12 protein-coding genes are annotated in these 12,317 nt (G+C 73.1%); 5 read left to right on the top strand and 7 right to left on the bottom strand.

What is annotated here, in order from left to right:
- Positions 1-9: 9 nt before the first annotated feature.
- Positions 10-1,368, bottom strand: coding sequence for a DNA polymerase IV (locus ACZYRU_RS10880; protein WP_488957098.1), 1,359 nt, complete (start codon positions 1,366-1,368; stop codon positions 10-12).
- Between the two features lie 134 nt (positions 1,369-1,502).
- Here ACZYRU_RS10880 and ACZYRU_RS10885 point away from each other — a divergent pair, with 134 nt between their 5' ends.
- From ACZYRU_RS10885 to ACZYRU_RS10900, 4 genes are read left to right on the top strand one after another with little or no spacing between them, the layout of a single operon-like run.
- Positions 1,503-2,516 (top strand): DUF4192 domain-containing protein, encoded by a 1,014-nt coding sequence (locus ACZYRU_RS10885; protein ID WP_488957099.1) that lies wholly within the window; start codon positions 1,503-1,505, stop codon positions 2,514-2,516.
- Positions 2,517-2,534: 18 nt separating this feature from the next.
- Entirely contained in the window at positions 2,535-3,998 is a 1,464-nt protein-coding gene (locus ACZYRU_RS10890; protein WP_488957100.1) for a glutamate-cysteine ligase family protein, read from the top strand.
- Between the two features lie 51 nt (positions 3,999-4,049).
- Positions 4,050-4,337, top strand: a complete 288-nt coding sequence (locus ACZYRU_RS10895) for a type II toxin-antitoxin system Phd/YefM family antitoxin (protein WP_488957101.1) — start codon at positions 4,050-4,052, stop codon at positions 4,335-4,337.
- 2 nt (positions 4,338-4,339) lie between these two features.
- Complete coding sequence (locus ACZYRU_RS10900; RefSeq protein WP_488957102.1) at positions 4,340-4,756, top strand: type II toxin-antitoxin system VapC family toxin; 417 nt, start codon at positions 4,340-4,342, stop codon at positions 4,754-4,756.
- On the opposite strand, the gene ACZYRU_RS10905 is transcribed toward ACZYRU_RS10900, so the two are convergent.
- On the bottom strand, positions 4,729-5,190 hold the full coding sequence (locus tag ACZYRU_RS10905) for a hypothetical protein (RefSeq protein ID WP_488957103.1): 462 nt from the start codon (positions 5,188-5,190) through the stop codon (positions 4,729-4,731). The two genes, ACZYRU_RS10900 and ACZYRU_RS10905, sit on opposite strands and share 28 nt — an antisense overlap.
- A 78-nt stretch (positions 5,191-5,268) precedes the next feature.
- On the opposite strand from ACZYRU_RS10905, the gene ACZYRU_RS10910 reads away from it, so the two are divergent.
- The gene (locus ACZYRU_RS10910) at positions 5,269-6,093 is read left to right on the top strand and encodes a sulfurtransferase (RefSeq protein WP_488957104.1); all 825 of its coding nucleotides are present in this window, start codon (positions 5,269-5,271) and stop codon (positions 6,091-6,093) included.
- A gap of 1 nt (position 6,094) precedes the next feature.
- Here the strand turns inward: ACZYRU_RS10910 and ACZYRU_RS10915 are convergent, their stop codons facing one another.
- The 5 genes from ACZYRU_RS10915 to ACZYRU_RS10935 form a co-directional block, all read right to left on the bottom strand.
- A complete protein-coding gene (locus tag ACZYRU_RS10915; protein ID WP_488957105.1) occupies positions 6,095-8,140 on the bottom strand; it encodes an SDR family oxidoreductase in 2,046 nt (681 codons plus the stop codon).
- Positions 8,141-8,319: 179 nt separating this feature from the next.
- Positions 8,320-9,303 (bottom strand): septation protein SepH, encoded by a 984-nt coding sequence (gene sepH, locus ACZYRU_RS10920; protein WP_488957106.1) that lies wholly within the window; start codon positions 9,301-9,303, stop codon positions 8,320-8,322.
- Between the two features lie 65 nt (positions 9,304-9,368).
- Positions 9,369-9,782: a YchJ family protein gene (locus tag ACZYRU_RS10925; RefSeq protein ID WP_488957107.1), complete on the bottom strand. Its 414-nt coding sequence runs from the start codon at positions 9,780-9,782 to the stop codon at positions 9,369-9,371.
- Positions 9,775-11,097, bottom strand: coding sequence for a D-arabinono-1,4-lactone oxidase (locus ACZYRU_RS10930; protein WP_488957108.1), 1,323 nt, complete (start codon positions 11,095-11,097; stop codon positions 9,775-9,777). Before ACZYRU_RS10930 ends, ACZYRU_RS10925 begins: the two co-directional genes overlap by 8 nt.
- A complete protein-coding gene (locus ACZYRU_RS10935; RefSeq protein ID WP_488957109.1) occupies positions 11,063-12,292 on the bottom strand; it encodes an MFS transporter in 1,230 nt (409 codons plus the stop codon). The genes ACZYRU_RS10930 and ACZYRU_RS10935 overlap by 35 nt, the downstream gene beginning before the upstream one ends.
- Positions 12,293-12,317: the final 25 nt, after the last annotated feature.

Genomic DNA, 12,317 nt, shown 5'->3' on the forward strand with positions numbered 1-12,317 from the left:
CCCGGAACGCTACTGCTCCGTTGGTTGCTCGTCGGAGGGCGGGCGCCAGCGCTCGAGGTCGGGATCGTCGGCGCGGAAGGAGCGGACCGGTCCGGGCGGCGTCTCGGCGGTCTCGAAGCGCACCGTCACGACTCCCTTGCCGGAGCCCCAGACCCAGCCGCGGCCGTGCTCGGCGTGCACGACGTCCATGCCGGGTGCCCAGCTCTGCGGGCCCGCGTTGCGCCAACGGGCGCCGGCCTGGTCGGGCTCCTCCTTGGTGTCTTCGTCGGTGTCGTCGGGCGCGTCGGTCTCGGTGCCCGCCGCGAACAGATCCTCCTGGATCCAGTCGGCCAGGCCGGAGACGCCGACGCCGAGCAGGCGTACGCCGCCCGAGGTGTCCAGGTCCTCGAGCAGTGTCCGGGCGAGCCGCGCCACGGTCGCCGGGTCGTCGGTCGGGGCGGGCAGCGTCGACGACCGGCTCAGCGTGGTGAAGTCGTAGAGGCGGACCTTGATCGTGACCGTGCGGCCCGACAGCCCGCTCTTGCGCAGCCGCTTCGCGACCTCGCCGGCCTGGCGGGTGACGATCGCGCTCATCTGCTGCCGGTCGGTGAGGTCGGTCTCGTAGGTGCCCTCGACGCTGACCGACTTGGTCTCGCGGTCGGGTACGACGGCCCGGTCGTCCTCCGCGCGGGCGAGGTGGAACAGGACCTGCCCCTGCGCCTTGCCGACCAGCCGGACCAGCTCGTCCTGGCTGACCCGCTCCAGCTCCGCGACCTTGTGCACACCGGCCCGGCGCAGCCGTTCGACCGTCGCCGGACCGACGCCCGGGATCACCGAGACGTGCAGCGGTCGCAGCAGCTCCAGCTCGGTGCCGGGCTCGATGACGACCAGCCCGTCCGGTTTGCGCAGGTCGCTGGCGATCTTGGCGAGGAACTTCGACGACGCGACGCCCACCGAGGCGGTCAGGCCGCCCGTCACCTCGTGGACCCGGGCACGCAGGTCCTCGGCCAGCGCGGTCACCGTCGGCACCTCGAGGTCGGGCAGCCCGGCCTCGGCGAGGTCGACGAACGCCTCGTCGAGCGAGAGCGGCTCGACCAGGGGGGAGCAGGCCCGTAGCACCCCCATCACCGCTGCGCTCGTCGAGCGGTAGGCCTCGAACCGGCCGGAGAGGTACGCCGCGTGCGGGCACCGGGCGCGCGCCTCGCGGGTCGACATGGCCGAGCGGACGCCGTACGCGCGGGCCTCGTAGGACGCTGTCGACACCACGCCGCGCCCGCCGGTCCCACCGACGACGACCGGCTTCCCGCGCAGCGACGGCTTGTCGCGCTGCTCCACGGCCGCGAAGAACGCGTCGAGGTCCAGGTGGAGGACCGAGGCGTGGGGGCGCACGGCCGTCACGTTAGTGCTCAGCGCTGACAGTTCGATCCGTCGCCTCTCCACAGGCGGGTTGCCGGCGGGTCCTTGCCCACAGGCCCGGTCGGCGATCCGGGCTCGCGTCGGACCTCCCGGCGAACGTCGTCGCCATGACCACGATCCCTCGCTCCACCGCATCCCTGACCGTCCGCGGCCACGCGGACCTGCTCGCCGCCGCCCCGGTCCTGCTCGGCTTCTGGCCCGAGCAGTCCGTGGTGCTGATGACCTTCGGCGCCCACCACCCCTTCCACGCCCGCGTCGACCTGCCAACGCTCGCTGCCCAGCGACCCGCCGTTCGCCGCGAGCTCGCCGACGTCCTCCTCGAGCCGGCCCGGCGCCACGGCGCCACCCACGTGGTGCTGCTCCACTACACCGACGACCCGGCGGCCGCCGAGGCCGTGCACCGCTCGCTGCGGCGGGCCTGCCGCCGCCTGGGCCTGGTCGTGATCGCGGGGCTGCTCGTCGACCGGACCCACTTCCGCGACCTCGAGGCCGCCGACCCCGACGAACGGCGCCGACGATGCGCCTACGACGTCGGCGGCCACCCGTTCGTGCTCGAGGCGCTGGTGTCGGGGCGGCTCACGCACCGCTCCCGGTCCGACCTGGTCGCGTCCCTCGATGCTGACCCGACGGCTGCCGACGGCGTCGCTGCTGCGCTCCTCGCCGGCCGGTACGCCGACGCGGGCGTGCCGACGAGCGGGCGGGCGGTCCGCGACGCCGGTGAGTGGGTGCACCACGCGGTCCACGACCTGGTCGCCGACGACGCTCTGCCCGACGACGCCGACCTCGCCCGGCTGTTGTGGGTGATGCAGTCCGCCCGGGTCCGTGACGCCGCGTGGTCCGACATCACTGGCCGCACCGCCGATGCCCACGTCCGGCTGTGGACCGACGCCGTTCGCCGCGCGCCCGACACCCTGGTGGCTGCCCCGGCCGCCCTGCTGGGCTGGGCGGCCTGGCAGGCCGGCGACGGCGCCCTCGCCTGGGTCGCCGTCGACCGGTGCACCCGCGCCGAGCCGGGCTACCGGATGGCCGACCAGCTGGCCGCGATCCTGCAGGGCGCCGTGCCGCCGCAGACCTGGGAAGGAGGATTCGCATGGGACAAGGGGCTCCCGGACGCGGGGTGAGTTATCTAAGGTCGGTGCATGGGAGACGACGTCGCGGCCCAGGAGTTCACCCCCGCCGACCGGACCCGCTACCGGGAGAAGGTCCGGCGCTGTCTCGACGTGTTCGAGCGGATGCTGCGCGAGTCGGCCTTCGACACCGACGATCCGTGGACCGGGGTGGAGGTCGAGCTCAACCTGGTCGACGCTGCCGGGGACCCGGCCCTGCGCAACGCCGAGGTGCTCGAGGCGATCGAGGACCCCGACTTCCAGACCGAGCTGGGCCAGTTCAACATCGAGCTCAACCTCGCGCCGGGGCCGCTGTCGGGCGGCGGCCTGGAGGGCTACGAGAAGCAGCTGCGGGCCAGCCTCAACCACGCCGAGGAGCGAGCCGCGGCGCTCGGGGCCCACCTGGTGATGATCGGGATCCTGCCGACGCTCGCACCGGAGCACCTGCGGGCCGAGGTGATCAGCGCCAACCCGCGCTACCGCCTGCTCAGCGAGCAGATCCTGCGGGCACGCGGCGAGGACATCTTCATCGACATCCGCGGCGTGGAGCGGCTCAACGCCACCGTCGACACGATCATGCCGGAGGCGGCCTGCACCAGCACCCAGTTCCACGTGCAGGTGAGCCCGGACCAGTTCGCGTCGTACTGGAACGCGTCCCAGGCGATCGCCGGAATCCAGCTCGCGGTCGCGGCCAACTCGCCGTACCTGCTCGGCAAGCAGCTGTGGTCCGAGACCCGGATCCCGCTGTTCGAGCAGGCCACCGACACCCGCGGCGAGGAGCTGAAGGTGCAGGGCGTGCGACCCCGGGTGTGGTTCGGCGAGCGCTGGATCACCTCGGTGTTCGACCTGTTCGAGGAGAACGTCCGCTACTTCCCACCCCTGCTGCCCGTGATCGACGAGGAGGACCCGCTCACCGTCCTGGAGGCGGGAGGCACGCCGAACCTGTCCGAGCTGCGCCTGCACAACGGCACGATCTACCGCTGGAACCGGCCGGTCTACGACATCACCGGGGGCCTGCCCCACCTGCGGGTCGAGAACCGGATCCTCGCGGCCGGGCCGACCGTGGTCGACACCGTGGCCAACGCGGCGTTCTACTTCGGCCTGGTCCGGGCGCTCGCCGAGAACGACCGGCCGCTGTGGTCGCAGATGTCGTTCAGCGCCGCGGAGGAGAACTTCCACAGCGCGGCGCGGTACGGCATCGACGCGGAGGTCTACTGGCCACAGCTGGGCCGGGTGCGGGCGACCGAGCTCGTCGTACGCCGCCTGCTGCCGCTGGCCCACGAGGGCCTGGCGGCCTGGGGCGTGCCGTCCGACGAGGCGCACCGCTACCTCGACATCATCGAGCAGCGCTGCCTGGCCGGTACCAACGCCTCGGACTGGTTCACCCGGCGGGTGCAGGAGCGCGCCGACGCCGACCGGTACGACGCGCTGCGGGCGGTGCTGGCGGAGTACCGGCAGCGGATGCACGACAACGATCCGGTGCACACCTGGGCCTGAGACCGCTCGCCGGCGTTGTACGACCTTGTACATCAACGTACGATATGGAGCATGTCCGTGATCAGCGCAAGCGAGGCGCGCCAGACCCTCCCGGCCCAGCTGGACCGGGTCGAGGCCGGCGAGGAGGTCCAGATCACCCGCCACGGGCGGGTGGTCGCGGTCCTCGTGCGGCCGGAGGTCCTGCGCACGCGCCGGGCGCGGGAGGCGTGGGCCGAAGCCGACCGGATCGGCGACATGCTGGAGCGGGCGCGCCACGAGCCGTTCAAGCCGGTGGCGGGTCCGCCCGGGTGGGCCGACGAGCTGGTCGCAGAGATCCGCGCGGACCGGGACGCTCGGTAGCGGTGGTGCTGACGGCCTTCGACGCCGATGTGCTCATCTACGCCGCCGAGAAGGACCACGCGTTGGGTGGCAGGGTCGCGGCATTGTTCGTGGGCAAGAACGACGTGGTCGGAGTCGGGTCGATCCTCCTCCTGACGGAGGTGCTGGCGAAGCCGATGCGCCAGGACCCTACGGCCGACAGGACGGCCGTCCTGCTCAGCCTGCTCGGTCGTCTCGAGCTGCACCCGGTTGACGAAGCGGTCGGACGGCTGGCGCTGACCTTGGCGGTGCGTCACGGCCTGCGCGTGGCGGACGCGGCGCACCTGGCGACCGCGGTGGCGGCGGGGGCCGACCGGTTCCTCACCAACAACCGCAAGGACTTCCCGCAGACGATCAGCGAGATCGACATCGTCTACCCGGACGAGCTCCCCGCGGCCTGATCCGCCTGAGCCGCCTGATCCGCGGGACGCCGCAGCCGCGTCCACCGCCGGCCCACGCCCGAGCGCGGGTCGCACCACGACCGGCGGGTGACGACGACCAGGTCGAGCCGGACACCGAGCTCTGGGCCGGCGCAGCCGACGGCGGCGGCCCAGGCGAGGTCCTCGACGTCGTGTCCGTCGGGTGTGCGGGTCAGCCAGACGAGCGGGACGGCCTCGCGCTCGAGGTGGTCGCGGCACATCGCCTCGAGCACCTCGGTGCGCAGGGCGAGGTCGAGCGGCTCGCCGGTGAGGATCTCGAAGGCGCGGACGTCGGCGCCGGGGATGCCGACGTGGAGGGTGGGCGGCAGCTGGCAGCGCCCCTCGGCCGCGGCGTGCTCCCGGACCGCGCGCAGGAGCACGCGTTCGAGCAGGGTCGGGACCGGCTCCTGGATCATGCCGGGGAGCCTGCCCGATCGGCGCCGGCGGCGGGAGCGTCCTCCACAGGGCGCACGACCGCCTCCTAGGCTCGCCCCATGAGGTCAGGTCTGATCAGCGTCGACGGGCTCCGCAGCAGTCTCGGGGAGGTGATCGTGCTCGACGTCCGGTACCGGACGGGCGCCCCGGCCGGCCCGGAGGAGTACGCCGCGGGCCACGTCCCCGGTGCGGCGTACGTCGACCTCGACCGCGACCTGGCCGCGGAGCCGGGGGAGCGCGGCCGCCATCCGCTGCCCGACGTCGAGGTCTTCGAGGCGGCGATGCAGCGAGTGGGCGTGCGGGCGGACCGGCCCGTGGTGGTGTACGACGACTGGTCGGGTCACGCGGCGGCGCGGGCCTGGTGGCTGCTGAGGTACCACGGTCACACCGATGTCCGGGTGCTCGACGGCGGCTGGACCGCCTGGCGCGAGGCAGGCGGCGACGTCGAGACCGGCGACGGCGCAGCGAAGGAGGCCGGCGACTTCGAAGCGGTCCCCGGCGCGCTGCCCGTGGTCGACGTGACGAGCGTGCGGGACGCGGGCGTGGTGGTCGACGCGCGGGCGGCCGAGCGGTACCGCGGCGAGGTCGAGCCGATCGACCCGGTGGCCGGGCACGTGCCGGGCGCGGTCAACGTGCCGACCAGCCGCAACCTCGACGAGGCCGGCCGGTTCCGCGATGCGGCGAGCCTGGCGGCGACCTACGCCGAGGTGGGTGCCGTGCCCGGGGCCGACGTCGCCGTCTACTGCGGGTCGGGGGTGACTGCGACCCACGACGTGCTCGCGCTCGAGCTCGCCGGGGTCACCGCCGCCCTCTACCCGGGCAGCTGGAGCGAGTGGGTGGCCGACCCGAGTCGGCCCGTCGCGACGGGGCCGGCCGCCGGCTGACCTACCAGTGCACGCCCCGGAACAGCTGGGCCATCAGCATCTGCTCGGTCTCGCGCCGGTTGGCGGCGGGCGCCTCCTCGGCGGCGGCTGCCGCCTGTGACGCGGGCTTCTGCCCCTTCGCGGCGGCGGAGTCCGGGAACACCTGGTAGGCCAGGTTGAGCACCCGGAAGGCGGTGCGCGGCGCGATCGTGTGTGCCAGCTCGCCGGCGGTGCCGAGCGCGGTGTTGATCTCGTGCGGCTTGTCGACCATCGCCTTGATCACGACGTCGGCGGCCTGGGCCGGGGAGATCGTGGGGAACTTGTCGTAGATCTTGGTCGGCGCGATCATCGGCGTCCGCACCAGCGGCATGTGCACGTTGGTGAACGTGATGCCGTGCCCGACCACCTCGGACGACACGACATTGCTCCATGCGTCGAGGGCGGCCTTGGAGGCGACGTACGCCGAGAACCGCGGCGGGTTGGTCTGCACGCCGATCGAGGAGATGTTGACGACGTGGCCCGAGCGCTGCTCGTGCAGCTGCGGCATCAGGCCCATCACGAGTCGGATCGCGCCGAAGTAGTTGAGCTGCATGGTGCGCTCGAAGTCGTGGAACCGGTCCTGGGACAGCTTGAGCGAGCGGCGGATCGACCGACCGGCGTTGTTGATGACGAAGTCGACGCTCGGCAGCTCGGTGGTGAGCTGCTCGCACAGGCGGTCGATCGCCTCGAGGTCGGACAGGTCGCACGGGAACACTTCGGCGCGACCGCCCCGCATCTCGATGATCGCCTTGGTGGCCTCGAGCTTCTCCTTGCCGCGGGCCACGAGGACCGGGATGCCGCCGGCCTGGGCGACCTTGAGCGCCACGACCTGGCCGATGCCGGAGGAGGCGCCGGTGATGACGACGTACTTGTCCTTGAGCGCGGCGACGGCCTTCGGGTCGCGGCCGGTGGCGTCGTCGAGGTTCTCCTCCCAGTAGCCCCACAGGCTGCGGACGTAGGACTCCAGCGGCGGCACGCTGATGCCGGAGCCGGCGAGCGCCTTCTCGGTGATCCGCGAGTCGAAGACCGACGGGAACGAGGTGTGCGCCAGCGCCTCGGCCGGCAGGCCCAGGCGGCCGAGCGTCTGGTCGAGCAGCAGCTGGGCCGGGCTGGTGCGGATCACCGCGGTCATCAGGCTGAGCGGGCGCAGCCGGGCCGGGATCAGGCCGAGCGGACCGGCGGTGGTGAGGCCGCGACCGACCGGGGTCGCGAACTGCGGCGCTCCGGCGGCGCTGCAGAAGGCGTTGAGCATGTCGACGACCGGCTGCGGCTCGGGGTTGACCAGGTGGAAGGCCTCACCGTCGCGGTCGGGCAGGTGGCCGAGGTGGTCCATCGCCTTGGCGACGTAGTCGACCGGCACCACGTTGGTGTCGCCGAGGTCGATGCCGACCAGCGGCAGCCAGGCCGGGAGGTGGTCGCGCAGCCGCTTGATCAGCGGGAACAGGTAGTAGGGACCGTCGATCTTGTCCATCGCGCCGGTCTCGGAGTGGCCCACCACGATCGCCGGGCGGTAGACGCGCCACGGCACGCGCGCCTCGTCGCGCACGATCTTCTCCGACTCGTACTTCGTCCGGTGGTACGGCGAGGGCAGCGGCTGGCCCTCCTCGAACATCGTCTCGTCGAACCGGCCGTGGTAGTCACCGGCAGCGGCGACGGAGGAGACCTGGTGGAAGCACCCGGCGTCCAGCGCCTCGGCGAGGGCGAGCGCGTTGCGGGTGCCCTCGATGTTCATCGCGTCGTTGGTCGCGTCGTCCGCGGTGATGTCGTAGATCGCCGCGAGGTGGAAGAAGTGGTCGATCGCACCGGCGTGCTCGCTGACCCAGGCATCGTCGACCCCGAGACCGGGCTGGCCCAGGTCACCGACGACGGGCTGCACCCGGTCGGAGCCCCACTGCCGGATCAGGCCCTCCATCCGGCCCAGCGACGAGGCGCGGCACAGGACGTAGATCGGACCCTCGCGGTGGTCGATCAGCTCATCGATGAGGAAGCGCCCGATGAAGCCGGTGGCGCCGGTGACGAAGTAGGCCATGCGCGCACGCTACGCGGTTTTGCACGGCTGCGGCACTGGTGGTTACCGATGGGTAATGAGACGTCCCTCACGCGTCGCCGGAGACGCGCTCGACCGGATTACTGGTCGGCAGCGCGGCGGGAGGCGACTGCCCGGGAACTTGCTTGGCTTTCGCGTCGCCGGAGACGCGCTCGACCGGATTACTGGTCGCCGCCGCCGAACATGATCTCGTCCCAGCTCGGGACCGACGCGCGACCGCGCTTCTTCTGCACCGGGCGACGGTGCTTGGCGCGCTCCGCCTCGGTCTCGGGCTCGGCCTCCTCGGCTGCCGGCGCGGCCGGGGTGGCCGGCTCCTCGACGGTCGCGCGGATCGGCTCGTCGGCGAGCGGCTCGGCCGCCTCGCCGGTCACCAGGTCGAGTGCCTGGTCGATCGAGTCGCCGAGCGGGAGGGTGTCCTCGCCGGCGTCGCCCCCGAGCGGCAGCTCCTCGGGTACGGCGGCCAGCCGGCGCTCGCGCACCTGCTGCAGGTCGTCGCGGGCCGGCGGAGCAGCGGGCGCGAGCACCTCGCCGATCAGCCAGCGGGCGTCGTCGTTGTCGGAGAGCACGTAGTTGCCGGGGGCGTCGTAGGTGAACCGCGCGACGCCGCCGCGCTCGCCGGTCTCGAAGGTGCCGGTCAGCACCCAGCGGCCGGTGTCGCGCCGGTAGGCGTCCCACGCCACGGCCTCGGGGTTGCCGCCCCGGCCGCGCAGGTGGGCGGCCACGGCGTCGCCGAGCACGCGGCTGGTCGCCGGACCGGACTGCCCCTCGCCCGGGGTACGCCGCACGGAGGCCTTCTGTGCCCGCTCGGCGATGTGCTCGCGCTCGGCGAGCACGGGGGCGACGTACGACATGATCGCCTCGACCGACGTGCCGGCGGCCTCGGCCACCGCCTCGGCGGACTCGCCGGACCGGATCCGGGTCTGGATCTCGCGGGGCCGGATGCTGCTGCTCATCGGTGTCTCCAATCGACGCGGTGAGTCGCCGCGCACGGCTGCGCGCAGGTCGGGGGTGATGTCGAGCGTGAACTCACCGCCGTTGTCGTCCACGAGCAGCAGTCGCCGCCGGTCGGACCCGGCGGACTGGCCAGCGGCGAGGGTCAGGCGCACGGGGCGCTCGGTGCCGCCCTGGTCCGCCGTGTCGGTCATGCTGCCCTCGGGTCGTTGCTGCTGGTGTTGCTGTGGTCAGGTGCTGCTCAGGTTATCGGTCGAGCCTACGCCCTCCAGCGGGCCCGTCCGCGGACGTAGAGCCAGGTGTCGCCCTGCCTGCGGAACCGGCTGATCTCGTGCAGCGATCCCGGCAGGTCGTCGCGCGTGAAGTGCGCGACGAACTCGACCATCCCGCGCTTGTCCTCGGGCCCGCCGGCCTGGGCGGCGAGCACCTCGAGGCCGGTCCACTCGATCCGGTCGTCGAGCTGCAGCGAGGGCGGCTGGGTGGCCGGGTGCCACGTGTGGAGGAGGTACGACGCGAGTCCCTTCACGAATGCGGAGTACCGCGAGCGCATCAGCGCCTCCGCGGTCGGCGCCGAGCCGGGGTCGCGGTGGTAGGGGCGGCAGCAGTCGTCGTACGTCCGCCCGGAGCCGCAGGGGCAGGCCGGGCGCGTCGACGAGGACGAGGACTCAGCCACCGAGCACCCGGTCGAGGTAGGTGTTGGTGAAGACCCGGTCGGGATCGAGCCGCTCGCGCAGGGCGAGGAACTCGGGCAGCCGCGGGTAGAGCCCGGCGACGACGTCGGCGTCGAGGGTGTGCAGCTTGCCCCAGTGCGGCCGCCCGTCGTGGGCCCGCATGATCGGCTCCATCACGCCGAAGTACGCGCGGTGGTCGGCGCGGCGGTGGGTGTGGAAGGCGAGGTAGCACGAGTCGCGGTCGTACGACGTCGACAGCGGCACGTCGTCGGCCGGCGCCACCCGGATCTCGACGGGGAAGGACACGGTGAGCCCGGAGCGCTCGAAAGCCGTGCGGCACTCGCGCAGCGCATCGAGGCCGGCCGCGCGGGGCACGGCGTACTCCATCTCGCGGAACACGACGTCGCGCTCGGTGGTGAACACCTTGTGGGCGATGTCGGTGTAGGTGCGCGGCCCGAGCAGTCGCGACGCGAGCCGGTTGGCGGCCGGGACCGCCCGCGGCACCACGTTGAGCGCGGCGGTCTGCGCGCCGAAGACCTTGTTGGAGAGCAGGTCGTCGTCGAGCCAGGCCCGCCAGCGGGGCAGCGGCTCGGCCGCGGTGAGGTCGGTGCCGACCCGGGTGTTGCGCTTGGTCAGCATCCGGTCGGAGTGGGGGAACCAGTACATGTCGACGTGGTCGTGGGCCGCGGTCAGGTCGTCGAAGGCGGCCAGCGCGTCGGTCCACGACATCGGCTGCTCCTCGGCGCGGAGCAGGAAGAGCGGCTCGACGGCGAAGGTGATCGTGGTCAGCACGCCGAGGGCGCCGAGGCCGACCCGGGCCAGGTCGAGGACGTCGGCGTTCTCGGAGGCGGAGGCGCGCAGCACCTCGCCGGTGCCGGTGACCAGCTCGAGGCCGACGACCTGCGCGGCCAGCCCCGCGGCGCGGCCGCCGGTGCCGTGGGTACCGGTCGAGATCGCGCCGGCGAGGGTCTGCTCGGCGATGTCGCCCATGTTGTGCAGGCTCAGGCCGAGCCCGGCGAGCTCGGCGTTGAACACCTTGAGCTGGGTGCCCGCGAGTGCCGTGACGGTCATCGCGTCGCGGTCGACGGCGACGATCCCGCGCATCCGCTCGGGACGCAGGTGGACGTGCTGCGGGGTCGCGATGCCGGTGAAGCTGTGACCGGTGCCCGCGCTCTTGACCGTCCGGCCGGCGGCCCGGGCCCGGCGGACGATCTCGGCCACCTCGACGGCGTCGGCCGGCTGGACGACCTCGAGGCCGTCGGCCGACTCGAGGCCGGACCAGTTACGCCAGGTCGGCGCGGTCTGCGGTGTGCTCATGGGGAGGCACGCTATCCGGCCGCGGCGCGAGCCGGATGAGGAGCGCGCCGACGAGGACGAGGACACCGCCGACCAGGCACACCAGGTACGCCGGCGAGGCGCCCGCCTCGTCGATGACGACCCCGGCGACGGCCGCGCCCGGGGCCAGGCCGACGGCCAGACCGGTCTGGAGGAACGCCATGCCCTCGGTGAGCCGGGCCGGCGGGAGCACCTGCTCGGCCAGGGACATCGTCGCGATCAGGGTGGGGGAGATGGCCAGGCCGCTGAGCAGCAGGACCGGCGCCATCACCAGCAGGTTGGGCACGAACGCCAGTGGCAGGGTGGCGACGACCATGCCGATCGCGCTGATCCGCAGCCGGTCGAGCGGCCCTCGCTGCCAGGTGATCGCACCGGACACCACGCCGGCGAGCAGGCTGCCGAGCGCCCAGACGGCGAGGAAGACGCCGGACAGCGACTGGTGGCCCTGCTCGTCGGCGAAGGCGACGGTGACCACCTCGGCCCCTCCGAACACGATGCCGAGCGCCGCGCCGACGAGGGTGAGGGGTGCGATCGCGCCCCACGGCATCGGCGGCCGGGCGGTGGTCAGGTCGGCGCGCGGGTGGGCCGGCGGCTCGGTGGCCCGCTGGAGCGCGAACGTCCAGGTCCCGGCGAGGCCGACGACCAGCGCCGTGCCCAGGCCTGCCGCGGGGTGGACGGAGGTGGCGAGGAGGGTGACGGCCACCGGGCCGGCGATGAACACGGCCTCGTCGCCGACGGCCTCGAAGGAGAACGCCGTGTGCAACAGCGCCGGCCGGTCGGCCAGCGTGTGCGACCAGCGGGCCCGCACGCAGGTGCCGACCGACGGCAGCGAGGCGCCCGCCAGCATCGCGAAGGCGTACGTCGACCAGGTCGGCCAGTCCCACGACAGCGAGCCCATCGCCAGGGCCAGGCCGATGCCCCACAGGGTGATCACGACCGGCAGCACCCGACCCTGCCCGAGCCGGTCGATCAGCCGGCCCTGCGGGATCGCGAACACGGCGTTGGCGATCACCGCGACGGCGGAGACCGAGCCGGCGAAGCCGTAGGAGCCGGTCTCGTGCTCGGCGAGCAGGACGATGCCGAGGCCGACCATCGAGATGGGCAGGCGGGCGACGAGCCCGACCAGGCTGAAGCGGGCGGTGGCGGGCGTGAAGATCTGGCGATAGGTCTGCAACATTGCCTGCTCATCGTCCTCCCTACGA

The organism is Nocardioides sp. F233 (assembly GCF_057813895.1).